Source organism: Leptolyngbya sp. NIES-2104, from assembly GCF_001485215.1.
Taxonomy (GTDB): Bacteria; Cyanobacteriota; Cyanobacteriia; order Leptolyngbyales; family Leptolyngbyaceae; genus Leptolyngbya.
The window spans coordinates 2,071,996-2,094,815 of record NZ_BBWW01000001.1 but is presented as its reverse complement, the minus strand read 5'-3'; the positions used below and the strand labels follow the sequence as shown (position 1 = coordinate 2,094,815).

Below are 22,820 nucleotides of genomic sequence, written 5' to 3'. Positions count from 1 at the left end.
CGCAATGGAGCTAGAAGCATTATTAGAACAGCATCGATTGATCCGGGCGATCGGGTTTGATGATGCTCCGTTCATTCGCAAAGCAGGAAAACCCGTGTCGATCGCTGGAATTGTCTGTGCGGGGACTCGATTTGAAGGGATGTTGTGGGGGCAGATCGAACCCGATGGCTGGGATGCGACCGAAACGATCGCGAACATGCTCTTAAACAGTAAATTTCTTCCTCAAGCTCACATTGTTTTACTCGATGGCATTTCGCTCGGTGGCTTTAATGTGGTCGATTTGCCTGCATTGTCTGATGCGATCGAGCGTCCTTGTGTGAGTGTGATGCGACGCTATCCAAATTTAGAAAAAGTCGAATTTGCACTCAGACGATTGCCCGAACCCGAACGCCGATTAGCGCTGATCGCTAAAGCTGGAGAAATTTATCAATCGCCGCCATTTGTATTTCAAGTGCAGGGAGCGACACCGGAAACGACTGCACGAGTGTTGGCACGATTAACCGATCGCGGTCATGTTCCCGAAGCGTTGAGGCTGGCTCACTTAATCGCTTCAGCAGTAATGAATGGTGAGAGTGGTCGTCAGGCGTAAATTTTATCTCGATTGTGGGGTGCGAGTAAGTTCTGGGAGTCGCTATCGATCGGGATAATTCCCCCTGGATTTAGTGGAAATAAATTACCGTAGTAGTCTCGTTTGACTGCTTGTAAATCACAAGTGTCTGCTACACCCGGAAGCTGATAAATATCCCGCACATAAGCGCCTAAGTTTTCATAATCTTGAATGCGGCGACGACTACATTTGAAAATGCCATAGTACGCAGCATCAAAGCGAAATAGCGTTGTGAACAGTCTGATATCAGCGAGTGTTAGCGTATCACCGCAGAGATAACGATTGTTTTCTAGCGTTTTGTCGATCGTATCTAACATCGAAAATAATTCATTGCAGGCTGATTCGTAAGCGGCTTGTGTTTGAGCAAATCCGCAACGATACACGCCATTGTTCACTGAGTTATAGGTTTTCAGGTTCCAACGATCGATTTCATCTCGTAATAAATCTGGGTATAAATCAAGTTCTGGATGTGCTGCGAATTCGTTAAATTCACGATTAAGCATTACAATGATTTCAGAGCTTTCATTATTAACGATCGTATTTGTCTCGCAGTCCCACAACACCGGAACAGTCGATCGTTCTTTGTACTCCGGTTTCGCTAATCGATAGAGTTCTGCCAACGTTGTACAGCCAAATTCAGGCTGGTCGAGAATCCAACCGCCATTTTCGGGAGAGGGAGACACGATCGACTTCTCGATCGTGTTCTCCAATCCTTTTAGTGCTCGTGTTACTAATGTTCGATGCGCCCAGGGGCAACTCATTCCCACAAACAACTTATAGCGTCCTGAAGCTGCTGGATAAGTCTGTGAACCAATGCGATCGCGAAACTGACTTTCTGGGCGAATATAGGCACCAGACGCATCACGCGGAGCCAGTTTAGACATCATAATCCGCCACAGGGTTGTCCAGATGAAGCGACCGAGTTGAATGATCAGTTTCGGGGGCATAGGATAAGACCAGCACACTACCTCAAATTATGAACAATAAACCCAAAAACGTGATTGATGTCGATGCTGGAACTTTGTTAGTGGTCGCGATCGCTATCCTGCTTGTACCATTGTTACTAGCGGGTTTCTTCTCCCAGTAACTAGTTTTTCCAAACAATGCTCCATTCTCAACGTGAACACACTGCGTGACTCTGAAGATCGAAACGATACTGGAGTCTGTAAGTACTGTGAATCTAGCTTGAATAAGGGTTCAAGTTCTTCTTGCAACACTCGATCGAGATCAATTCCAGTCGTCGGCAAGAAAGGTGCAAGCCGTAGCTTCAATCGATCGATTAATTGGGCTTGAATCGTCGATCGTAGTTTCGACAATTGCAGTAGTCGCACGACTCGATACTGTCCCGGTAAACCCAGTTCAAGTGCAATCTGTCTCATCGTTTTCTGCTCACAGTACAAGCCATACAGCGACAACAAAAAGTGTTCAGCCGCGACTTCGTGCATCTTCTGAATTCGAGTGGTCAAAATATCCAAGATTACTGCATCTAACTCGGTCACTAGCGCTTGACGATAACGGCGTAAGAAGCGAGTTTCTAACGGGCAGACTTGTTTCTCGATCGCCATTTGCGGAATCACGACAGAATCGAGCGGACAAGTCAGCACTGATCCTCGGCGGCACCACACCCGATACTGTCGAACGTAGTTTCCGAGTCGATTCAGGCGCGACATTAAGCCATCAAGCGAATCAGAGGAACCCAAAGATTGAGCGATCGCTCTTAATTGCGCGATCGAGGGTGGAATGCAGCGACCCGACCGCGTTGGATCGTCGCGATAGACCGCGTGATAAGCCTTCAAAAGTGAGATCGAGCGATCGATTTCTCGCGGCGATAAAAGATAAATTTCGCTCAGCATTCGGCAAAGTTGCTTCTCTGTTGTGTCATTCAATAGCGCCCAATTACTGATGAGAAGCAATCCTTGTTCAGCCAAAAACCGAGTCAGAGCCGGATATTGTTGAACAAATCGAGCAGTCCAAGTCGATAAACTGCCTTTTTCGGGCTGGAACGATCGCAGAATTTCAAACGGTAGCGTTTTTTCGCGGAGTTTGGCTTGTCCTTGATCGTGGAGAACTAGCGGGAGAATATCAGATAGCTTGAACGAATGACGATCGCCAAATCGATCGACTAATCGCAGACAACTCGAAACAATTTGATAAGAAACATAGCACCGCAGACAGAGTAAAGCGAGATCAGCCACAGTTTGATCCGAACTTTGACTCAAAGCAAGCAGTTGAGATTGAATCGATCGAGTATCTTGATGGTTAGCAAATTGTTTTTGGAAAAACGATTTTGCCGATAGCATCAGTTTTGGAATTGCTCGACCAGAAGCACTTAAACGGAATAGAGTCCAGTAGTTTGATGCGCTCATTTCTGTTGTCCAGTAGCAGCCTTGTTGAGCAGCATCGTAATCAATTCATTTCGGGTCTTACTAGATCGGAATTTGGGTCACTTTTGCAAATTGTTCAAGCCCCGATGGTTGGCGGGTTTCTGCAATCGGGTCACTTTTGGGTCAGTGTAAAATAGACCCAAATTGGTGCGAATCATCATGGTCGGATTACGAGCTTCGGAAACAGGAAAACAACAAATTAGACAGGTCATTGAAGCCCGAAACTGGAATATGACCGATGAACGGGCACTGATGGCTGCAAGTCAACGGCTCGGAAGTTCACGCGGCGATTATGCAAAAGGCGTTTCTGAAACGACCTGGAAGCGATTTGTTTATGCCAGTCGTCGCATTCATCGCCGTACGTTTCAGGTTTACTGTGAAGTGCTTGAACTCGATTGGAAAACGATCGCAGAAGTTCCCGATCCAAAAGCCTCTCGCGATGATTTGAGCTTGATGCCATTGCTTCAAAACTTCTATGGTCGCAGCGACGAACTAAAGCATCTCACAGCGTTATTGCTCAAGTATCAATTTGTGATTTTGTATGGAGCCGTTGGAATTGGAAAAACTTCGATCGCGGTTAAGCTCGTTGAGCAAGTACAACCTTTATTCGATCGACGAATTTGGGTGCAATTTGATCACCGTTTACCGATCGAACAATTGTTACTAAATCTGCTGCATACTTTGTCTGAAACTCCTCGATCGTTTCCACAGGATCTGACGCGGTTAACTCAAATTTTGCGGCAAGATTTAGCGAATTCTAAACTGTTAATTGTTCTCGATGAAGTGAATCCAGATCAAGGCGATCGAGTGAATTATCAACATTTGATTCGCACTCTACAAGACCTAGGACAAACTCATCATCAAAGCTGCATTCTTGTCACCACTCGTGAACGTCCACCAGACTTTACAGCATTGATGCGCGAACAAGCCGTTTCACAAGTTCTAATCGGTCTGGATTCAGAATCAGGCTGCAAGATCATAGAAGATGGACGATTGAGATTTGAACCGGAGATTGGACAAAAATTAGTCGATCGCTATAGCGGCAATCCACTCGCGCTCAAGTTAGTTTGTCCGATCGTGCGGGATCTGTTTCAAGGTCAAGTTCACAAGTTTCTGGAACATTCCGACATCTACGTTTCAGAACTGATGCAGCAAGCATTGATTCAACAAATTCAGACGCTCACAGAATTCGAGCGAACGATCTTACGATTACTCGCACAATCAGAACCGCTATCACAGCGAGAATTACAAGATGAATTACAAGGACAAGGAAGTTTGATCGAAGGACTCGATCGCTTAGGACGACGATCGCTGATCGAGAAAGTGATCGAGGGGCATGACGTTTTATACACACTGCAACCGATGATTCTAGAAGTGGTACGAAGACATTTAAAGATGACTCAATCACACGATCGCTTACGATAGTAATCCCTCTATTTCACTCGATCGCTATGAAACTCTACATCATCCGACATGGACTGGCAGGACAGCATGGGGACTATGGCAATGACGATGAGCGACCTTTAACTTCAGAAGGAAAGCGCAAAACCGAACAAATCGCAAAACGACTACAAGCGTTGGGCTTAAAATTCGATCTGATCCTGACGAGTCCATTGACACGAGCAAAACAAACGGCTGAAATTTTGAAAGCGGCTCACCTGAGTGATGCGTTAGAAGTTGAAGGCTATCTTGCACCAGGCGGGGATATTCAGACATGGTTAGCTTGGTTCGAGTCTTGGCGCACTCCAGAGAAATCGCTAGCATTGGTCGGACATGAACCGGATTTAAGTAGCTGGGCAGAAACGCTGATTTGGGGAGAAGTTCGAGATCGACTGATTCTTAAAAAAGCAGGTGCGATCGGCTTAGAAGTGCCGGACACTGGAATTATTGTTGCGAACAGTCAATTATTCTGGTTAACGCCGCCAAGATTTTTGCTGTGAAATTAGATTAAGATCGCCAAAAAGTGCAATTTAGTGCAGCAATCATCACTTACGATACGGATATTAGTGAACATCTGCAAAATTCCATTTTAGAAAAATTACTTTAAGCTAAAATTTCTTTACTCAGTTTTTTCTGCTGTTTTACCCGTTCTGAGCTTCTTGATCGAATTTTGTTAAACGCTCTTTTTGTAACGTAGATGCTCTCTTCCCAAACTGAACAAATTCCCGCACATCTGAAGCGGTTACTTGCCCCTCATGGTATCGGATATCGCATCAAACTCCTTTCCCAACTGTTAGGACGCAGATTTCAAGAACGTCTCGAACCGCATAAACTTACGCCGTTTCACTGGGTCGTCTTATGCTGTCTCTGGCAAGAAGACGGACAAGCGACTTCGAGTATCGGCGATCGACTTCAACAAGTTGGCGGCACGTTAACCGGAGTATTAGACCGAATGTGCGATCGCGGCTTGATTCGACGAGAACGCGATACCCAAGATCGACGCATTTGGCGCATTTGGCTCACCGATTCTGGGCGGCAGCTTGAAGACATTTTGCCACCGATCGCGGTCGAAGTTCGCGAAGCAGCCCTCTCTGGTATTCCCTATTCAGAGCGCGAACAGTTTTCGGATGTAGTCGATCGCATCATTGCAAACTTTGCGAATACAGATCCGGTACATTCTCCTGACGGTTGGCAAGCGCTTCTTGCTCCACACAATTTGGGCTATCGGATTAAAATCATTGCTCAACTAGGAACCCGTCGATTTCAAGAACGACTTGATCCCTTTGAATTGACACCGTTTCACTGGGTGGTGTTGTGCTGTCTCTGGCAAGAGGACGGACAGGCAACTTCTGGAATCGGTGAAAAGCTTCAGCAAGTGGGCGGAACGCTGACCGGAGTGCTCGATCGCATGTGTGAGCGCGGCTTGATTCGGCGTGAGCGGGATACGCACGATCGACGCATTTGGCGCATTTGGCTGACTGAAGAAGGCGAACGAATGAAAACAACGCTCCCTCCGGTCGCTTTGTCGCTGGCTGAAGTGATGATGACGGGAATTTCAACCGAGGAGCAAGCGGCACTGTCGGATTGGGTCAATCGCGCCATTGCGAATCTCACAGCCGTATAAGACACGCTTTTCAAAGATTGAGAATGTCGATCGAGTCACAAATCCCAGTTGGTTCGATTGAGATTTTGCTGTCTGAATCGAGAACGAGTTCTCTAACCTGAGCAAGCCAGTGGCAGATTTGCCCATCCGCCGTAAGAGTACGCAAAACGCCTCTGGTAAATGTTCCGTTTCTCAATCTAACGTACTCGTATAGTTTACGTGTATTTTACAAACTCAGTAGTGATCATGATATCTACGTAAACATGCTGAATGATATCGATCACTATAACAGTATCCTTTTACACTAATTGAAGCTGATGTAATTGATACAGGGTGGCTCATCTGAGGGAGACACGTCGGTTTCCCAAATCTAGACATCGAAAAAACCGCTAATTGAGCTTTTCATCCTTCGCTTTAGATGATCCCACAACCATTCAACTCAACCCGATCGCGTCCCCGTAAACGATCGATTTCACCTGTCTCTATTTTTGGTATTCAGATCGCCAATGCTTCCCGCTCAGATGCGATCGACATCATGGAAGAACTCGTCCAGCAATCGACTCCTGCCCAAATCTTTCTTCCCAACGCTCACACGCTGAATCTTGCGATCGCAGACTCAAACTATCACGCTGTCCTCAATCGTGCAACTTACTGCTTTGGGGATGGTTCTGGAGTCCGAATCGCTGCATCAATGCGGGGAGTCAAGATGAAAAGTAACCTGGTCGGAACCGACTTGATTCCAGACTTCTTTCAAGCGACTGCAAATCAAGGCTACCGTTATTTTCTGCTAGGTGCCGATCCAGACACGATCGAGCAAGCGGCGCGATTTGCTGGGCAACACTTTCCAGGGTGGGAACTTGCGGGATATCATCACGGATATTTGACCAGTCCAGAACTCAGAGAACGAGCGATCGCGCAAATCAAAGCGGCGCGTCCCCATGTGCTCCTCGTCGGAATGGGCAATCCGATTCAGGAAAGCTGGATCGATCAGTATCAGCCTGCGGAAGTGCCGTTAGCGATCGGAGTCGGTGGCTTGTTCGATCACTGGGGTGGTAACTTAAAACGGGCACCGCGATGGGTGCGATATTTTGGATTTGAATGGCTGCAACTTTTGTGCCAACAGCCGAAAAAATGGCAGCGTTATTTGATCGGAAATTTCACTTTCCTGTTTTATGCCTTGATGTATTGGAAATCCGATCGTGTCGTGCAGTCTAAGTTTAACCGCAGAAGAAACCCATGAATTCTACATCAATTAGTCCGATGCGCTGGCACCTCAAGAAGTTGGCACGGCGGCTGATGATTTTGTCGAGTTTGGTGCTCAATCCATTCGGAAACGCGAGACGATCGCAGATTCGAGTGTTGACGTATCACCGCTTTGGAGATCAGCCGCGTGATCCGTTTTGTGTCACGCCGGAAGATTTTGAGGCGCAAATGGCTTGGCTTGCCCGTCACAAACGAGCGGTTTCAATGGAACAAGTCGAGCGATTTTTAAGAGGTGAAATTGATCTGCCTGCGGGATCGGTGCTAGTGACGATCGATGATGGCTATCAAAGCGTTCATGACCTCGCTCTACCGATTTTGAAGAAGTACAAAATTCCTGCGGTCGTCTTTGTCACCGTGAGCGCGATCGATCATCACGAAGATCCAGAGCCGCATTTAACTTGGAATGAGGTTAAAACGTTAGCATCTCATCTGACGGTAGCTTCACACGGATGGACACATCGATCTCTAGGCAAAATTAGTCTTGAGGAAATGCGGTTGGAAGTGACGCGATCGCGACGAATGCTAGAAGAGAAACTCAGAATTCCGGTAACAGCGTTTGCCTACCCGTTTGGAACGATGGCTGATTTTAATGCAACAACTGCGACGGTTTTACAGGAAAGTCAGTATCAATTTGCGTTTACCTCGCAGCATGGCGCGATCGCAGAACGAGAATCACCGCTGAATCGGTTTTATCTACCGCGTATCAAGGTTGAAGGGGGTGAGGGGCTTTGGATGTTTCGGCTGTTGGTGGGCGGTGGATTAGATCACTGGCGGCTGATCGATCAAACGCTGTGGAAATTGCAGCAAAGTCCGGGGCGGGTACAGGGGTAAAAAAATGTGAGTTTGCTGAGTTCTTTCGCTTCGTTGCTAATCCGCCCCGAATTTTATTCCGGGGCGGATTAGCAACGAAGCGAAAAGAATCATTGACTTCACCTAAAAAAACTGGGCGAGAATCCTCACCCAGTCAATGAAATCACAGCAATTGAAACCTTACTTGTTCGGCTGCGGAGTCATCCGGAGATAAGGCTTCACTTCCGTCAATCCTTTCGGGAATTTCTCACGCGCTTGCTCGGTCGGAATCGAAGGCACAACCACACAGTCGCCGCCATCTTGCCAATTTGCCGGAGTCGCAACGCTGTAGTTGTCCGTCAATTGCAGCGAATCAATCACCCGCAACAACTCATCAAAATTCCGTCCGGTGCTGGCAGGATAAGTAAAGGTCAGGCGCAGTTTCTTATTGTTGTCGATGATGAACACCGATCGAACAGTCAGCGTATTGCCTGTGCTGGAATTCGGGTGAATCATGTCGTACAGTTCCGAAACCTTCTTGTCGCCATCCGCCAAGATCGGATAGTTGACGGTGGTACTTTGGGTTTCGTTGATGTCGCTAATCCAGCCCTTGTGAGATTCAGCGTTATCCACACTTAGCGCGATTACTTTCACATTGCGCTTGTCAAATTCGGGCTTGATCTTTGCCACTTGACCTAATTCGGTCGTACAAACAGGAGTATAGTCTGCGGGGTGCGAGAACAGCACTACCCAGCTATCGCCTGCCCAATCATAAAAATCGATCGTTCCCTCAGACGAATCCTGCGTAAAGTTGGGAACGGTATCACCAAGTCGAAGAGCCATATCGCGTAGTTTCCTCTTTATTTCTGTCGATCGCATGACTTATCGATCATGCCACAAATCCCGGTTTCCCGGTCGGAGTTTAGATCTTTTAAAGATTCTATAATCGATGAAGAATTCCGTAAAGTTTCCTGAGCCGAATATATTTTACTGTGCGGAGAAATAATTAAACTGGGTTCGGTTCTCCGTATCGTTCTTGAAGATTTAGAGAAGGTTCCGTGGGAATTCGTTGAAATTGCGGACTCTGAGGATGAAAGATTCTAGTTTAATCGCATTGGATCAGCGTGAAATTACGCGCTGATCGCTCGGACTCGTGGCAAGATCGCAGAAGATTCAGGCACGTTAACATCATTTTGGACATCGCAGCAGATTACCTTCATGGACACAAACGCTTTTTTGACGATCGACGATACATCTCTCAGTCTCCGGGATTGTCTTCGTTATTTACAGACTTCTGGCAAGCTGCAAGGCTTTATTGGTGATATTTTGCGGCAGCACGTACTCGAAACCGAAATTAAAACCCGCGAAGATTTGGATATCAATCCGGCAGTGATTGAACAAGCGGTCGTCGATTTTCGGCTTCAGCAACAATTGACCGATCCGAAGGTATTTCAAGAATGGCTGAATCGTAACGGACTCGATTACACCACATTTCATCAGCAGATTGCAACGAACTTTAAGAACGAAAAGCTAAAGATTGTTGCGACTGAACCGAGATTGCAAGAGTACTTCATTGAGCGAAAAGTGTTTCTCGATCGCGTCGTGCTATCTCGCATTATTGTCGAAAGTAAAGAGGTCGCAGACGAATTAAAGCTGCAAATCAGTGAAGGGGAAAGTTTTGAGGCGTTAGCGAAAGAGCATTCGATCGCCGACGATCGTATTGCAAATGGCATGATGGGTCCGGTCAGTCGCGGTACAATGCCGGATACGGTCAGAGCGGTGATCGATTCTGCTAATCCGGGCGATGTTGTCGGACCGATTGAATTAGAGGATCGATGGGCGCTTTTCCGGGTGGAAGAAGTTCTACCTGCAACTTTAGACAATTCTCAATTGAAGCAGATGCTAACGACGGAATTATTCGATCGTTGGATTGCCGAAAAAATTCAGAAAATGACGGTGAAACTGCAAGTCAACGACTAAACTGAAGAACTCTTGATTTCAGCCCCCTAATTTTAATACCGCCCTCATGCTAACGAACGATCTCGCTGCCAGCTTACCCTGGGAATCGCCCCCTCTGTGTTTCTTGAATCCTGAACAACAGGTGCAGTTCAAAACGAAAGCCGAAGTCCGACGCTTTAAGTTGGGCGAGGTGCTGTGGTCGAGTGACGAAGCAGGCGTTCAGTTGATCGTCCTGTCTGGAAAGGTTCGACTTGTCGGAGAAGATAACAGCACTCGTGTCTTGCAGCCTGGAGAATGGATCGGAGACTTAATCGAGTTGCCAGGGTGGAAAGCGAGAGCCGCAAGTAGCGATGTTCAAGCGGTTCTCTGGCGCAGCGAGATGTGGACAACGGTGAATTCATCGGATGTCGATCGCTATTGGGCAATTGCACGATCGAAGTATCTTCCTCAAACGGATCAATCGCCGCAGGCTGTGACAGGCTTTCCATTTGTTGCAGGAATGAATAGTGCGGCAGCGTGCCTGACGATGGTGGCGAATCACCTGCAAAATCCAGTTCAGATGGATTGGGTGCAGCGACAACTGCGAGGACAGCGCCCAACGAATGTGGTCGATGCGGCGGAAAAGTTAGGGTTACAACTGCGACGAATTGAAACGAATTGGCAGAGCGCCCGACTGTTGACGTTTCCGGCGCTGATGCTGTGGGGCGATACTGAAGAGCCGCATTGGGTTGTAGCGTACGCGGTGAGAGGCGATCGATTAATTATTTCTGATCCGCACGATCCGATGATGACTCCGCAAGCGATTCATCGATCGAGGGTCGAGCAGCTTTGGGATCGGCAACTCTGGCAAGTTGAAACGGTTCAGAAGCAGGAGAGATTTAACTTAACTTGGTTTTTGCCCGCGGTCTGGAAGTATCGAGTCTTGCTCGGTGAAGTGCTGTTTGCGTCATTCACGCTGCAATTGTTAGGACTTGCGACTCCGTTGATTACGCAGGTTGTGATTGACAGAGTGATGGTGCAGGGGAGTATTCCGACGCTCGATGTAATGGCGATCGCGCTTTTGGGTGTCGCCATATTTGAAGCAGTGCTCGGAATTCTACGATTGTTCATTTTCACGCATACTGCTCGACGGTTGGATCTGAGCCTTTCTGCTCAATTGTTTCGTCACTTGATGCGGTTGCCGTTGGCGTACTTTGAATCGCGACGGGTCGGAGATACGGTTGCACGAGTTCAAGAGTTAGAGAACATTCGGCAATTCTTGACCGGAACAGCTTTGACCGTGGTGCTCGATTCGATTTTTGCTGTCGTGTATCTGGCGTTGATGTTCTTCTACAGTATTCCGCTGACTGGAGTGGCGTTAGCGGTTCTTCCGTTATATGCAGCATTAACGCTGACGACGACCCCGATTTTAAGAAATTGGCTGAATGAGACGTTTAACCGGAGCGCAGATAGTCAATCGTTTCTGGTTGAGACGGTGACGGGGATTCACTCGGTGAAAGCGCATAGTGCAGAGAAGCCATCGCGCGATCGCTGGGAAGGACTTTTCGCCCGATACATTCGCACCAGCTTCAAGGCATCGACGACTTCTAATATCAGCAATAACTTAGGGGACTTTCTGACGAATTTCTCGTATCTGTTAATTCTCTGGGTCGGTGCTCACTTGGTGATCAAGCAGGAATTAACGGTGGGTCAGTTGGTCGCGTTTCAGATGCTATCGGGACGGGTGACGGGTCCGTTACTGCGACTGGTGCAACTGTGGCAGAACTTACAGCAGGTGTTGTTGTCTGTCGATCGCATTGGCGATATTCTCAACGTGGCTCCAGAAGCAGAACCGGGATCAGGGTTAGTTTTGCCGCCTTTGAGAGGACAGGTTTCGTTTGATCAAGTCTTTTTCCGCTACAGCCCGAATCAAGAACCTGTGCTGAAAGGAATTTCCTTTGATGTTGAGCCTGGAATGTTAGTTGGGGTGGTGGGGCGAAGTGGTTCGGGTAAGAGTACGCTGTCAAAACTCTTGCAGCGATTATACTTGCCGGAAGCGGGTCGAATTACGGTAGATGGATTCGACATTAAGAGCGCGGATCTGCACTCTTTGAGAAGTCAGATGGGCGTAGTCTTGCAAGAGGACTTTATCTTTAACGGCAACATCGTGGATAACATTACCCTCGGTCGTCCGGATATTAGTGCAGAACAAGTCGTCGAAGCGGCACGAATGGCAGCGGCGCATGACTTTATTAGCGAGTTATCGCAAGGGTATGAAACGAATGTAGGAGAGCGGGGAACGGCGTTATCTGGGGGACAGCGGCAGCGGATTGCACTGGCGCGATTGTTCCTCTCGAACAATCCGATTCTGGTGCTTGATGAAGCGACGAGTGCCTTAGATAGTGAGACAGAGCAGCAAGTTTTACAGAGTTTGCAATCGATTTCGGCGAATCGTACGGTGTTTCTGATTGCTCACCGATTTGCACCTTTGAAGCGGGCAGATTTGATTCTGGTGATGGAGAAGGGTGTGATCGCTGAGAAGGGCACGCACGATGAACTGTTACGGAAGAAGGGATTGTATTGGTCGTTGTATCAGCGTCAGCAGGCTTCGGTTTAGATTGTCTAACACCAAATCGATCTATAGCGGTCAAAGGTCAATCTGGTGTTAGAGGGTGATTGAAAAATATAAAAAGTCTTTTCAATCACCCTCTAAGCTCGACTTCAGCGTTTGCAGAACCAAGCATCATAGAATTTGGTGCTGAATTGTCGATCGTAGTTCTCAGCAAAAATCTTTCTAAATTCATCGCTAAATAGTTTCTGCAGCGGCGGATAGTAGCTATAAACCTGAAACGGTGGCTTGCCTTTTGGAAGCAGCCAAATCTCAGTTTGACAAGTTCTCATCGCATTCAGTGTGCTTTCTGGCGTATTGTTCAATCCTGATGCCTGCATTTCCATCAGGGAGGCAGAATCAAGTAGATAAGGATTGCCTTTGAACACAAGCTGTGGGCGGTAGGTTGAAAGCTGATAGCTGACTGCACCATATCCCATTCCGATCGTGCGATTCGGATTTGCTGCCATGAATTGATTCAAATCTGCGATCGCTTGGTGTCCAGGAGCCGTGAGCATGCGATCGATAAACTTCACTTCAGTTGAATAAACGGCTAAACCGATGGATAACATGAACGCGATCACAGCACTTAAACTAACCGGAGTCAGGATTTTAGAAGGTTTCGCCTGTCGAAAAAGCTCGATCGCCAAGTAGACCAATAGTGGCACAAATGGCAACATATTATTCTCTAACGCGCCACGGGTGGAGCTAATCACCGCATTGATCACAATTCCAATGATTAAAGTGATGCAAAAAAGTAGATTTTTTGGGAGCCAGCGTTTGAAGGAATCGGTTAAGACAGATTGAAGAAATGCGATCGCGGTAGGTACTCCAACAAATCCCGTCCATAAAAGATTCTTAGGAATTTGTTCAGGGTTAATTCCTTTGAGTCGAACTTGCTGTAACCACGTCCAGTAATTTGTAAATGAAATTTGGGGGATTAGATAAGGTAATATCGTAGTTAATAAAGCAATACTCGATGAAATTAATATAGAAGCGAATCTAAAACGATACACTAGTAAAACGTAAATTGGAACGAAGTGTAGAAAGGCTGTGATTTTGAGATTGGTGCTGATTCCGAGTGCGATCGCGCTTCCAAGTATCGCAGTCCATTTTCTGCCTCGAACCGTAAGAAATAATCCTAACACCGTAAAAAATAGCAGCAACGCATCGGGTCTAACCCAAAATGATGAGGTTAATAATCCGGATGCAGAGGTTTGAGCGAGAAAACAGAGAGATACGATCGCGCTTCCATAAATCGCTATTTTCCATCCTAATTGATGCCGAATCAGCAAAAAGATTAAGCTTAGACTAGAAAATCCTGCCAAACACCCTGCGACTTTTGAGGAGAAAATACTGGGTGTTAACAGGCTGAGAAATACGCTTTGAATTACGTAAGAGAATGCACCGTAGTTGTTGATATAGCGTTCAGCCGCATTCAGATAGGGATAAATCGGTTGACCGCTTCGGAATAGCCAGGATACGATCGCAACATTGGCTTCAGCCGGATCAGCATAGTCTGCCCAAGTTGGATAAAGGATGACTAAACCGAGGTAATTGACCAGGATTAAACTGGCAAGAATCAGCAAAATTGGATGAATGATTCGATTGAATTGGTTCCGAAATTTGAAAATGACAAATGCTGGAATTAATCCAATCAAAAATAGGGCGAAAAAGCTTTGAAAGACTAATTCAATTTCTAATCTTTTGCCTTCTGAAATTGCTTGAATAATGGCTTTTAATATTTGCATTGGTGCAACTTCTGGCAGAAAGATTGCGAATTTTGCTTGGAACGTTCTGGAACCCCTCGCTTCGTTTCAGTCGGCTTGTGCCCCCTAGATTCCCCATTCTGGGGGACTTTGAGTCAGAAAAACTTCTAGAATTCAGAACCGTTTCAACTGTTCAAAGTCCCCCAAATTTGGGGGATTTAGGGGGCGAGAAACTTCAGCAACGATCGACCAATCCCAAACGATCTCACTTAAGCGTAATTCATCACCTGAATCACTGATCCTTCCTTCGGTAAATCCGATCGACTCATCGATAATGAATTTCCCCCTTTCCGTACAGGGGTTCCACTCATCAAGCTAAGAAACGCATCCAATCCACCCAAATCACATTCTCCCTTCGCTGCACTGGTACGAAAATACATCGGCACAATCATCTTCGCATTCAAGACTTGCAGCGCTTGTCGTGCCTCCTGTGGGTTATAAGCTCTTGCACTCCCACCCACCGGAATAAACACCACATCCGGCGACCCGATCAAAATCTTCTGCTCCAACGTAATCGGTGCAGCCGTTCCGCCCAAATGCAGCAGATTCAAACCGCCCTGATTCCAACGCCAAGCAATATTCCGCCCGAATCGTCTACCCCCAACCCGGTCTTGGTCGGTCGCCACGCCCTGAATCTTCAAACCGCCCACATTGTACGCACCTGCTTCCACGAGCAATTTCGGATTTCCGGGCACCACATCAACAGCCCCTACATCCAAAAGCTGGCTACTAATCATCACCAAATCTGTCTGCACATTTGGGGGACGGTATCCCGCCGTACAGCCCTGACTCCGAAACGGATTAACTAAAATTCGCTGACCGCTTCCCGTGAATAGAAAGCACATATGACCGAGATAGCGGACAGAAAGCCCTCCAGATTGTGCCTGTGCTTGTCCGGCAACTACCGACGATGCCAATCCTGCGGTCGCGTACTGAATGAACTGCCTGCGTTTCATACTTGCTCACACCAAGGTTTGAATTTATTGATCTTTGATCGATCGCAAAAAGTTCCTCAACAGTTGCTTACCCGAAGCGGTTAACACGCTTTCTGGATGAAACTGCACCCCTTGAATGTGCGGATACTCCCGATGCCGAACGCCCATGATCGTTTGATCATCCACCCATGCGGTAATTTCCAGGACTGCCGGACAACTTTCTCGATCGATCACCAGACTATGATACCGAGTTGCGGTCATTGGATTGTCCAATCCCTCGAATACACCCATGTTCGTATGATTCACAGGCGAAGTTTTCCCGTGCATCAGTTCAGGTGCGGAAACGATATCGCCGCCAAAGACTTGTCCAATACTCTGATGCCCCAAACACACGCCCAGAATCGGCGTACTGACTCCCAATTGTCGAATCAATTCCATCGAAACTCCGGCATCTTCGGGTCGTCCGGGTCCTGGAGAAATGACGATCGCATCTGGTTTCAATTCCCGAACTTGATCGAGCGTAATCTGATCGTTTCGATAAACCTGGACATCGGATGCGATCGCGAATTCCTCGCCTAATTCGCCCAAATATTGCACCAGGTTATACGTAAAGCTGTCGTAATTATCAATAACTAGAATCATGAGAAATGCCGTGCATTAGCTTTCTCAGTTTCTCAGAAGATCTGGAGCAATAACACCCAAACTTTCGGAAATAGAATGCAGCCCGCCACCAGAACTGCCGCGATCGCTGCGACGAGAACTGCTGCCGCCGCACAATCTTTGGCAATCTTCGCCAATTCGTGATAGGTCTGCTTCACTGTCAAATCGACCACCGATTCGATCGCGGTATTGAGTAATTCCATCGCCAGAACCAGCCCGATCGTCAATCCAATCACCGCCAATTCGACCACTGAAGCTTTCAGCAGCAGACCGAACCCGATCGCGATCGACCCCAGACACACATGAATTCTGAAATTTCGCTGCGTCACAAAGGCGTAGCTGATTCCCATCCAGGCGTAACGGAAACTGGTGAACAGCGTCGGAGCTACTTGCCAAGCAAGATCTCGCTCAGGCTTCACGAGCGGGATCACTTTCGATCGCTTCGGGGTTGGCGTGGGAAGTTCTTGGGACATAAGCAAACCAGGTGAACAGCCAATCAAGATACTTTATGAATACCCGATGGCGCGACTATCGCATCAGAATCCAACACACAGTATTACAACATTGTTTGGAAAGGTAAAGCGCCATTTGAGAAAATCAAAGTTAAGCCTGTAATCTTAATCACTTCCTCAAGTTAGGTTGTCCTTAAAATCACAATTTCAATTTTTCTCTAACGTTTCGCCTCTAATCCCACTGCATTCAGTAAGATCTGTTGCTGATCTAACATTCGCAGCAAACTCGCATCATCGGGATGATCCCAGCCCAACAGGTGAAGAAGTCCGTGAGCGGCAAGCCAAGCGAGTTCTGTCTCTAGATTGTGAGGATCGGCTTGTCGATCGGCAGTTTCGACCGAAATCACGATATCCCCTAGATAGAGTGGCTCTGTGTCTAATTCATCGAACTGCGGATAGTCTACCTCTAGAGAGGCGAAAGCTAGTACATCGGTTGGCTGATCTTTATATCGATAATTCTGATTGAGCGACTGAATTTCTCGATCGTTAGTCAATCGTAGACTCAATTCGTACTGTTCGTGAGGATGCAGCGGCTCCCCATTCTGGGTTGGCTTGATCAATTCGAGCCATCTGCGAAACCAAATTTCCCAAGTTTCCGCCTGAATCGGCAATTCTTGATGAAAACAGTCCTGAACACTGACTTCGATTTGCATTACCGGGTCAAGTACGAAAGGACAACGAGCGTTCCCAACAGCCCGATCGTGGTGAGGGCGAAGTGAAAGATTGATTTTCCGCGCTTGCGTACCATGTTCCGCATCGCTAACTTTACGTAGCTAGGTTTTGGTTCTTGGGAGGTTTCTGTTACGGGAGTTTCAGGCGTATCGCTCATAGGTTTAAGCAGAATTCGTGCAATTCCACTGTAACAAGTTAAGCGACTCGGCTGAAGTTTGCTACTCTATTAGTCACTCTTTTTCTGATCGATTGCTTATGTCTCGGTTAACGACGACTCTCGAAGCCATTCTGTACCTGAAAGCGCAGCCGTTGACGATCGCGCAATTGTCCGAGTTGGCGGGATGCGATCGCAAAACGATCGAGGAAGCTTTGATGGAATTGATGTCAGAGTATGCCCATCGCGACGGTGCTTTAGAAATTGCTGAAACCGATTCAGGCTATAGTTTGCAACTACGAGAAACGTATCAGAATTTGATTAATGCGCTGATTCCCGCAGATATCGGAGTCGGAGCGCTCAGAACGTTGGCGGTTGTGGCGCTAAAAGGTCCGCTGAGCCAAACAGAACTAGTTGAAATTCGGGGATCTGGCGTGTATCAGCACATTCCAGAGTTAGTCGAGATGGGATTTGTGCGGAAGCGGAAAAATTCAGATGGTCGATCGTCGTTAGTGCAAGTAACGGATAAGTTTCATCAGTATTTCCAAATCAATCAAGATATTGGGCAGTTGATTCAGAAGCGATCGACCCAACCTGAACCGGAAGAGGTCGTGGAAGAGCCTGCTTTAGTGGAGTCGTAAAAATGCGACTGTAGTAAGCAGCGTTATTGTGCTTGTTCAACTATGTTTGTGCGATCGCAATTTACGCTCACATCTACAAAGCCTTTCAGATTACTTCTTAATCGATTCAGAATTTGCTACAAAATCAATCGCCGTATTATCAAAATTAAGCTTACCTATGAGCGTCGATTGATTGAGCGTGCTTTGAAGTGCGATCGCAGAATTGGCACATCCTTCAATCTGCGCTAGAGTGCCCGATAGTTCTAAATTCGGTTGTCTAAACGTTCCCATAAGCGAAGGTTTTTTTCTCGAAGCCGTTTGCTCTTGTGTTGAATGAGACGTTTCTAGAAGTGATCCGTTTAGATACACTCCGGATTGTTCGATCGATAAAACTAAGTCTTTCCCTTTCAAACATCCCGGTAATTCTGCTGCCGATATTTTGTATCTTCCTGAGATTTTCGGCTGTGCTTTCAAATTCGCTTCTCCATAATTCGTGACAACGCTAAAGAGCGCAATCACAAACGCGATCGTACTTCCATAAAACGTCAGCCATTTTGCACTAAACAGGCTTTTCATCGGCAACCTCCAGAATTGAAGTGAGATGAGATGCAACCTGACTGTATCGTCGTGTGATCAAAAGCGACGATCGACATGCTTCCGCCAGTTCATCGGTGTATCGTCCTAATGTTTGTCGCTCGATTCCCCATTCGCGACTTGCTCCCGCGATCGTTAAATCTGCAAATTCGGAGGATTCAATTACGGCTTGAATCGGAGAACTCGCTTCGACGATCGGCAAATCAATTCGACGACGAACGCGATTAGGAAGGCGATCCAACAGTGCGTTAAATTCAGAGCTAAGTTCACTAAAAGGTTGAACTCTGAGAATCTTTAAACGAGTCTGATCTCGATTGATTAAAAGCCGCAATGCAAGTTCTAAACCTAAATCAGTGTGGAGATTTGGAACATAGGGAAGTAAGAGATTTTCTAACTTTGTCGAATGTCGATCGACAAACACAGCGACATCAACCGGAGCCATTGTGAGAAGTTCCCCGACTCGTCCGCCTAATCGATTACTGTGAAACGCGGGACGATGCCAGCCGACGAGAATAAGATTCGCTCGATCGCGCATTGCAATTTGAGTCGTGGCGCGGGCAACATCGCGATCAACTTGCACGATCGGACGCACTAAATGACGATAATCCGCAGGCTCTAATGTTTGAATTAGAGCTTGAAGTTTCTCGTTCGTTAGTGCGATTTGGCGATTTGCTTCACTCGGAAGGCTTTCGTAAACGTAATCTTGATCGAGTTGGATTAAGCTGAGCGGAGTTACGATCGCATTAGAAGAATTGCCAATTGCGATCGACATTGCAAGTTCGATTAATCCTCGTTGTGTGGTTGGATTCGCGATCGGAACTAACACATGGTATTGATCAGAAACATCAGGTTGATTGATTTGATTTTGGCGAATTTGTTGTTTCGGATAAATCATTTCTAACAATGGCGATGTCATGAAAGTTGTCACTAACGCCATGATTACCAACATCGTAAACAGTAACGGTGAGATGACATTCAAGCTCAAACCAATGTTTAAAACAATCAGTTCCGTTAAACCGCGAGTATTCATCAACCAACCGAGTGCCGAAGCCTCTCGTTTCTCTACGCCTGAAACTCTCGCGGCTACGTAAGTTCCGACATATTTTCCAATAATTGCCACCGCAACCACGATCGCACAAAGCCCCCACAGCACCGGACGATTCAACAAGCCGACCTGAGTTCGCAAACCGCTATAAGCAAAAAACACGGGCAGCAAAAAAGTCAACACAAAATCTTCAGTTTTTTGGGCAAGTTCGCGAGTTAAACCGGGATGTTTCGGCATCGTTACGCCGACGAGAAACGCGCCAAAAATCAAATGAATGCCAATTAATTCTGTGATCAGTGCTGAAATCACCACCACCATGTAAATGCTGGCGAGAACAGTCTGCGTAAGTTTGCCTTTACGATCGTACAAAACCGCAAACTGTTTCAATACCAATCGCCCGACCGTGAACATCAGAGCGATATAAGCGATCGCTTCGATGATCGTTGGAATTGCCGCAATCATATTGTTGTAGCGTGTGACTGCGATCGCTAACGCCAATAAACACCAAGCCGTCACATCATCGACCGCCGCACAAGTCAGCGCCAATGCACCCAATCGAGTATTCTGTAGATTATTTTCTGTGATAATTCTTGCTAATACTGGAAACGCCGTAATCGACATCGCTGCGCCTAAAAATAACGCAAACGCTGTAAACGATACGCCGTCACATGAAACTAACGGATATAACAATAGTGATGCTAATGCACCAAGTGAAAATGGAACTAATATACTGACGTGTGAAACGAGAATCGCAACGTTTAACCCATTTTTGAGATATTTCGGGTCGAGTTCCAATCCGATGAGGAACATGAAAAAGATTAGTCCAATCTGAGAAAGAACACCGAGAAATGGAATCGTTTCAGGTGGAAAAATCCACGCTGCAACATTCGGCGCAATCATCCCGAATAGCGACGGACCCAACATAATCCCCGCTACGATTTCACCAATGACGAGCGGTTGGTTCAGTCGTCGAAATCCAAGCCCGATCAAGCGTGATAAGCCAATCACGAGAAGGATTTGGATTAAAACTTGGACAACAATATCGAGGTGCATAGTGGAGCGATGAAGGACACCTCAAAAGTATTTCGGGTGAACCTTGACAAATGCACGATTCACCCGCGAATCTTCACATTTCTGTAGGCTGGTTAGTAGCTATCTTCTCCTGGAACTTTGAGGGGATCAGAATCAGGACTGAGCAGGGTGAGTGAAGCATCTCGAATCGCTTGCCAGTGTTGCAGCAGTTCTTCGCCTTGCCAATCAGATGTAACGTAGCTTCTGACGGCTTCGTCGAGTTCTTGTACTGTTTGCAGCACTTGAAGCACTGGAGCGACGATCGCACTATTCATACAAACCTCCAAAGGATGCGATTTGCTCTAATTCTACTGATCCACCGAAAATTGCAGTAAAAATTGCGACAATTTCTTCAACTTATTTACACTTCCACGCAGTTGGTAACGAAAATTGATAAACATCTTCGATAACCTGTACCCATCCAGTGACGAGTGCCGTAAGAATGCGATCGCCTTTTTCCCTAGTAGCAGTTGTGGGATCGCCTAAAACTCCACTCTTGCTCAAGTCACGAGTCATCCAAGCAAACGGTAACGCGCCTTCCATACTCAAAACGCCGGATTGCGGTTCGCCGAGTGGATATTCTGCTTTCGCCCGCTCCATCTTTACGTGATCCGGCAAAATCGACAGTAGTAAACTTGTCTCAACATCGCCTGCATGAATCCCGAATTTTAATTCTTTTGGAGTGAAGAGTTCTTGTGCGATCGCGCCCACGGTCGGAACTCTCCAGGTAAATAACGGGAAAATTGCGAAATCTTCGTATTGTTGACGCAAATCGCGTGCCGCAATTTCGAGAATCTGAGGCTGTCCTCCATGAGAATTCATGAATACAAGCTTGCGGAATCCCGCTCGATAAATGCTTTCTGCAACTTCCATTAAGACCGCTAACAGCGTTTGAGTGCTGAGGGTGATTGTGCCGGGAAAGTGCCAGTGTTCGTTTGATTTGCCGTAGTACAGAGGCGGCAGAGAATAGGCGGGAATGTTTGAATCAAGTTGGTCGAGTGCTTTACCTAAAACAGCGACACTGATAGCAGAATCGACCGCTAAGGGTAAATGTGCGCCATGTTGTTCGATCGCGCCGATCGGCTGAACAATCACGACGTTTTCTTTATCGGGCATCGATGCGATATCTGTCCAACTGAGATAGGGAAAATAGCGATCGCTGGGAATAAAACCGTGCATCATAGCGGCTCTCAAATCTGATAGGGTTGACTTCAGATTTTACGGTGACTGCGTTCAATGCTTTGGTTCTTCTCAACCGTTTTGACTGGCGCGATCGCATTTGCAGCGACAAATATCGATGATTTGCTTGTCCTGATGCTGTTCTTTTCTCAGGCTTCTTTTACCAAAACTCAGATCTATCTCGGTCAGTATTTGGGATTGGGGGGAATTGTGGCTTGTAGTCTGCTCGGATTTTTGGGCGGCTTGTTGATTCCTCAAGCTTGGATTGGATTGCTCGGACTTTTGCCGATATTTTTAGGAATTCGAGCGATCGTCACTCGCGAAGAAGGGGATGAAATTCAAGGCGCAACGCTGCCCAATAATCCGATGACTAAGTTTCTGTTGCGATTCTTTCAGCCAGACGTTTTGAGCGTTACGATCGTCACTTTTGCCAATGGTGGAGACAATATCGCAACGTATATTCCGCTATTCGCGAGTTTGGACGGACAGCGACTCGCGATCGTATTAGCAGTGTTTGTGATTCTCGTTGCGGTGTGGTGTGCGATCGCGAATTGGTTAGCAAGTCATCCCGCGATCGCGCCTGTGTTGGAAAGATACAACCGAATCTTAGTTCCGATCGTTCTCATTGGCTTGGGAATCTATATTTTGATTGAGAACGAAACTTGGAAAATTTTTTCTTAGCTCCAATCGTCTCGCTTTGCGCCTCGTCCTTTATAGGGTTGAGATTCCGCATGAATCTGTCGAGTTTTTTCAAACAAAGCATCCTCAGATAAACTCCACTGCTGAAGTACTTTGTCTAAATCGGCTTTGATATCTCGTGCACCCGGAAATCCGTTGTACCGAATCCGAAGCCGCGCCAGTTCTGCGAGATTCCAATCGGTGGCTTCACCTGTGAGTAAGCCGTCTACGATTTCTCGATCGCTTTTCCACAAGGGGTGTTCTTGATCTTTTTGCTCTTGTGCCATCGCTAACGACTC

24 protein-coding genes are annotated in these 22,820 nt (G+C 46.9%); 10 read left to right on the top strand and 14 right to left on the bottom strand.

Annotated elements, in window-relative coordinates:
• The first annotated feature begins 4 nt into the window (after positions 1 to 4).
• Entirely contained in the window at positions 5 to 589 is a 585-nt protein-coding gene (locus tag NIES2104_RS09680; RefSeq protein ID WP_058998019.1) for a DUF99 family protein, read from the top strand.
• Here the strand turns inward: NIES2104_RS09680 and NIES2104_RS09675 are convergent.
• Positions 580 to 1,554 (bottom strand): glutathione S-transferase family protein, encoded by a 975-nt coding sequence (locus tag NIES2104_RS09675; RefSeq protein WP_058998016.1) that lies wholly within the window; start codon positions 1,552 to 1,554, stop codon positions 580 to 582. The genes NIES2104_RS09680 and NIES2104_RS09675 overlap by 10 nt on opposite strands.
• A gap of 93 nt (positions 1,555 to 1,647) precedes the next feature.
• On the bottom strand, positions 1,648 to 2,973 hold the full coding sequence (locus tag NIES2104_RS09670; RefSeq protein WP_058998014.1) for a hypothetical protein: 1,326 nt from the start codon (positions 2,971 to 2,973) through the stop codon (positions 1,648 to 1,650).
• Positions 2,974 to 3,150: 177 nt separating this feature from the next.
• Between NIES2104_RS09670 and NIES2104_RS09665 the strand changes: the two genes are divergently transcribed.
• The 5 genes from NIES2104_RS09665 to NIES2104_RS09640 all read left to right on the top strand — a co-directional run bounded on the left by NIES2104_RS09665 (position 3,151) and on the right by NIES2104_RS09640 (position 8,128).
• Entirely contained in the window at positions 3,151 to 4,416 is a 1,266-nt protein-coding gene (locus NIES2104_RS09665; RefSeq protein ID WP_058998012.1) for an NB-ARC domain-containing protein, read from the top strand.
• 26 nt (positions 4,417 to 4,442) lie between these two features.
• Complete coding sequence (gene sixA, locus NIES2104_RS09660) at positions 4,443 to 4,931, top strand: phosphohistidine phosphatase SixA (RefSeq protein WP_058998010.1); 489 nt, start codon at positions 4,443 to 4,445, stop codon at positions 4,929 to 4,931.
• Between the two features lie 197 nt (positions 4,932 to 5,128).
• Complete coding sequence (locus tag NIES2104_RS33375; protein ID WP_156426913.1) at positions 5,129 to 6,055, top strand: MarR family winged helix-turn-helix transcriptional regulator; 927 nt, start codon at positions 5,129 to 5,131, stop codon at positions 6,053 to 6,055.
• A 397-nt stretch (positions 6,056 to 6,452) separates the two neighbouring features.
• The gene (locus NIES2104_RS09645; RefSeq protein ID WP_058998009.1) at positions 6,453 to 7,274 is read left to right on the top strand and encodes a WecB/TagA/CpsF family glycosyltransferase; all 822 of its coding nucleotides are present in this window, start codon (positions 6,453 to 6,455) and stop codon (positions 7,272 to 7,274) included.
• Positions 7,271 to 8,128 (top strand): polysaccharide deacetylase family protein, encoded by an 858-nt coding sequence (locus NIES2104_RS09640; RefSeq protein WP_058998007.1) that lies wholly within the window; start codon positions 7,271 to 7,273, stop codon positions 8,126 to 8,128. The genes NIES2104_RS09645 and NIES2104_RS09640 overlap by 4 nt, the downstream gene beginning before the upstream one ends.
• Positions 8,129 to 8,287: 159 nt before the next feature.
• Here NIES2104_RS09640 and NIES2104_RS09635 read toward each other — a convergent pair whose 3' ends face one another.
• Positions 8,288 to 8,929 (bottom strand): peroxiredoxin, encoded by a 642-nt coding sequence (locus NIES2104_RS09635; RefSeq protein ID WP_058998005.1) that lies wholly within the window; start codon positions 8,927 to 8,929, stop codon positions 8,288 to 8,290.
• Positions 8,930 to 9,304: 375 nt separating this feature from the next.
• Here NIES2104_RS09635 and NIES2104_RS09630 point away from each other — a divergent pair, with 375 nt between their 5' ends.
• Together NIES2104_RS09630 and NIES2104_RS09625 are read left to right on the top strand one after the other, a co-directional pair.
• Positions 9,305 to 10,066 (top strand): peptidylprolyl isomerase, encoded by a 762-nt coding sequence (locus NIES2104_RS09630; protein WP_058998003.1) that lies wholly within the window; start codon positions 9,305 to 9,307, stop codon positions 10,064 to 10,066.
• Positions 10,067 to 10,112: 46 nt separating this feature from the next.
• On the top strand, positions 10,113 to 12,641 hold the full coding sequence (locus tag NIES2104_RS09625; protein WP_058998001.1) for a peptidase domain-containing ABC transporter: 2,529 nt from the start codon (positions 10,113 to 10,115) through the stop codon (positions 12,639 to 12,641).
• Between the two features lie 104 nt (positions 12,642 to 12,745).
• Here NIES2104_RS09625 and NIES2104_RS09620 read toward each other — a convergent pair whose 3' ends face one another.
• From NIES2104_RS09620 to NIES2104_RS30760, 6 genes are all read right to left on the bottom strand, one after another.
• A complete protein-coding gene (locus tag NIES2104_RS09620) occupies positions 12,746 to 14,383 on the bottom strand; it encodes a glycosyltransferase family 39 protein (RefSeq protein ID WP_058997999.1) in 1,638 nt (545 codons plus the stop codon).
• 227 nt (positions 14,384 to 14,610) lie between these two features.
• Positions 14,611 to 15,357 carry an MBL fold metallo-hydrolase gene (locus tag NIES2104_RS09615; RefSeq protein ID WP_058997997.1) on the bottom strand — a complete coding sequence of 249 codons (747 nt, stop codon included), beginning with the start codon at positions 15,355 to 15,357 and terminating at the stop codon, positions 14,611 to 14,613.
• 24 nt (positions 15,358 to 15,381) lie between these two features.
• Positions 15,382 to 15,978: an aminodeoxychorismate/anthranilate synthase component II gene (locus NIES2104_RS09610; protein WP_058997995.1), complete on the bottom strand. Its 597-nt coding sequence runs from the start codon at positions 15,976 to 15,978 to the stop codon at positions 15,382 to 15,384.
• 32 nt (positions 15,979 to 16,010) lie between these two features.
• Positions 16,011 to 16,469 carry a diacylglycerol kinase family protein gene (locus NIES2104_RS09605; RefSeq protein ID WP_058997993.1) on the bottom strand — a complete coding sequence of 153 codons (459 nt, stop codon included), beginning with the start codon at positions 16,467 to 16,469 and terminating at the stop codon, positions 16,011 to 16,013.
• Positions 16,470 to 16,666: 197 nt separating this feature from the next.
• Positions 16,667 to 17,161 (bottom strand): rRNA maturation RNase YbeY, encoded by a 495-nt coding sequence (gene ybeY / locus NIES2104_RS09600; protein WP_058997990.1) that lies wholly within the window; start codon positions 17,159 to 17,161, stop codon positions 16,667 to 16,669.
• On the bottom strand, positions 17,161 to 17,337 hold the full coding sequence (locus NIES2104_RS30760; protein ID WP_072218047.1) for a DUF3285 domain-containing protein: 177 nt from the start codon (positions 17,335 to 17,337) through the stop codon (positions 17,161 to 17,163). Before NIES2104_RS30760 ends, ybeY begins: the two co-directional genes overlap by 1 nt.
• Positions 17,338 to 17,435: 98 nt before the next feature.
• Here NIES2104_RS30760 and scpB point away from each other — a divergent pair, with 98 nt between their 5' ends.
• Positions 17,436 to 17,975, top strand: a complete 540-nt coding sequence (gene scpB / locus NIES2104_RS09595) for an SMC-Scp complex subunit ScpB (RefSeq protein ID WP_058997988.1) — start codon at positions 17,436 to 17,438, stop codon at positions 17,973 to 17,975.
• A gap of 90 nt (positions 17,976 to 18,065) precedes the next feature.
• Here the strand turns inward: scpB and NIES2104_RS09590 are convergent, their stop codons facing one another.
• From NIES2104_RS09590 to NIES2104_RS09575, 4 genes are all read right to left on the bottom strand, one after another.
• A complete protein-coding gene (locus NIES2104_RS09590) occupies positions 18,066 to 18,530 on the bottom strand; it encodes a hypothetical protein (RefSeq protein WP_058997986.1) in 465 nt (154 codons plus the stop codon).
• Positions 18,514 to 20,646 carry a cation:proton antiporter gene (locus tag NIES2104_RS09585; protein ID WP_058997984.1) on the bottom strand — a complete coding sequence of 711 codons (2,133 nt, stop codon included), beginning with the start codon at positions 20,644 to 20,646 and terminating at the stop codon, positions 18,514 to 18,516. The genes NIES2104_RS09590 and NIES2104_RS09585 overlap by 17 nt, the downstream gene beginning before the upstream one ends.
• Before the next feature lie 92 nt (positions 20,647 to 20,738).
• Entirely contained in the window at positions 20,739 to 20,939 is a 201-nt protein-coding gene (locus tag NIES2104_RS09580) for a hypothetical protein (RefSeq protein ID WP_058997982.1), read from the bottom strand.
• A gap of 82 nt (positions 20,940 to 21,021) precedes the next feature.
• Positions 21,022 to 21,846 (bottom strand): creatininase family protein, encoded by an 825-nt coding sequence (locus NIES2104_RS09575; protein ID WP_058997980.1) that lies wholly within the window; start codon positions 21,844 to 21,846, stop codon positions 21,022 to 21,024.
• Positions 21,847 to 21,900: 54 nt separating this feature from the next.
• Between NIES2104_RS09575 and NIES2104_RS09570 the strand changes: the two genes are divergently transcribed.
• Positions 21,901 to 22,524 (top strand): cadmium resistance transporter, encoded by a 624-nt coding sequence (locus NIES2104_RS09570; protein ID WP_058997978.1) that lies wholly within the window; start codon positions 21,901 to 21,903, stop codon positions 22,522 to 22,524.
• On the opposite strand, the gene NIES2104_RS09565 is transcribed toward NIES2104_RS09570, so the two are convergent.
• Complete coding sequence (locus NIES2104_RS09565) at positions 22,521 to 22,808, bottom strand: DUF3288 family protein (RefSeq protein ID WP_058997977.1); 288 nt, start codon at positions 22,806 to 22,808, stop codon at positions 22,521 to 22,523. The two genes, NIES2104_RS09570 and NIES2104_RS09565, sit on opposite strands and share 4 nt — an antisense overlap.
• Between the last annotated feature and the right edge of the window lie 12 nt (positions 22,809 to 22,820).

Bases quoted from the DNA above. Each gene is read 5' to 3' on its own strand.
- NIES2104_RS09680 (WP_058998019.1), top strand. From the start codon at position 5: ATGGAGCTAGAAGCATTATTAGAACAGCATCGATTGATCCGGGCGATC.
- NIES2104_RS09675 (WP_058998016.1), bottom strand. From the start codon at position 1,554: ATGCCCCCGAAACTGATCATTCAACTCGGTCGCTTCATCTGGACAACC.
- NIES2104_RS09670 (WP_058998014.1), bottom strand. From the start codon at position 2,973: ATGAGCGCATCAAACTACTGGACTCTATTCCGTTTAAGTGCTTCTGGT.
- NIES2104_RS09665 (WP_058998012.1), top strand. From the start codon at position 3,151: ATGGTCGGATTACGAGCTTCGGAAACAGGAAAACAACAAATTAGACAG.
- sixA (WP_058998010.1), top strand. From the start codon at position 4,443: ATGAAACTCTACATCATCCGACATGGACTGGCAGGACAGCATGGGGAC.
- NIES2104_RS33375 (WP_156426913.1), top strand. From the start codon at position 5,129: ATGCTCTCTTCCCAAACTGAACAAATTCCCGCACATCTGAAGCGGTTA.
- NIES2104_RS09645 (WP_058998009.1), top strand. From the start codon at position 6,453: ATGATCCCACAACCATTCAACTCAACCCGATCGCGTCCCCGTAAACGA.
- NIES2104_RS09640 (WP_058998007.1), top strand. From the start codon at position 7,271: ATGAATTCTACATCAATTAGTCCGATGCGCTGGCACCTCAAGAAGTTG.
- NIES2104_RS09635 (WP_058998005.1), bottom strand. From the start codon at position 8,929: ATGGCTCTTCGACTTGGTGATACCGTTCCCAACTTTACGCAGGATTCG.
- NIES2104_RS09630 (WP_058998003.1), top strand. From the start codon at position 9,305: ATGGACACAAACGCTTTTTTGACGATCGACGATACATCTCTCAGTCTC.
- NIES2104_RS09625 (WP_058998001.1), top strand. From the start codon at position 10,113: ATGCTAACGAACGATCTCGCTGCCAGCTTACCCTGGGAATCGCCCCCT.
- NIES2104_RS09620 (WP_058997999.1), bottom strand. From the start codon at position 14,383: ATGCAAATATTAAAAGCCATTATTCAAGCAATTTCAGAAGGCAAAAGA.
- NIES2104_RS09615 (WP_058997997.1), bottom strand. From the start codon at position 15,357: ATGAAACGCAGGCAGTTCATTCAGTACGCGACCGCAGGATTGGCATCG.
- NIES2104_RS09610 (WP_058997995.1), bottom strand. From the start codon at position 15,978: ATGATTCTAGTTATTGATAATTACGACAGCTTTACGTATAACCTGGTG.
- NIES2104_RS09605 (WP_058997993.1), bottom strand. From the start codon at position 16,469: ATGTCCCAAGAACTTCCCACGCCAACCCCGAAGCGATCGAAAGTGATC.
- ybeY (WP_058997990.1), bottom strand. From the start codon at position 17,161: ATGCAAATCGAAGTCAGTGTTCAGGACTGTTTTCATCAAGAATTGCCG.
- NIES2104_RS30760 (WP_072218047.1), bottom strand. From the start codon at position 17,337: ATGAGCGATACGCCTGAAACTCCCGTAACAGAAACCTCCCAAGAACCA.
- scpB (WP_058997988.1), top strand. From the start codon at position 17,436: ATGTCTCGGTTAACGACGACTCTCGAAGCCATTCTGTACCTGAAAGCG.
- NIES2104_RS09590 (WP_058997986.1), bottom strand. From the start codon at position 18,530: ATGAAAAGCCTGTTTAGTGCAAAATGGCTGACGTTTTATGGAAGTACG.
- NIES2104_RS09585 (WP_058997984.1), bottom strand. From the start codon at position 20,646: ATGCACCTCGATATTGTTGTCCAAGTTTTAATCCAAATCCTTCTCGTG.
- NIES2104_RS09580 (WP_058997982.1), bottom strand. From the start codon at position 20,939: ATGAATAGTGCGATCGTCGCTCCAGTGCTTCAAGTGCTGCAAACAGTA.
- NIES2104_RS09575 (WP_058997980.1), bottom strand. From the start codon at position 21,846: ATGATGCACGGTTTTATTCCCAGCGATCGCTATTTTCCCTATCTCAGT.
- NIES2104_RS09570 (WP_058997978.1), top strand. From the start codon at position 21,901: ATGCTTTGGTTCTTCTCAACCGTTTTGACTGGCGCGATCGCATTTGCA.
- NIES2104_RS09565 (WP_058997977.1), bottom strand. From the start codon at position 22,808: ATGGCACAAGAGCAAAAAGATCAAGAACACCCCTTGTGGAAAAGCGAT.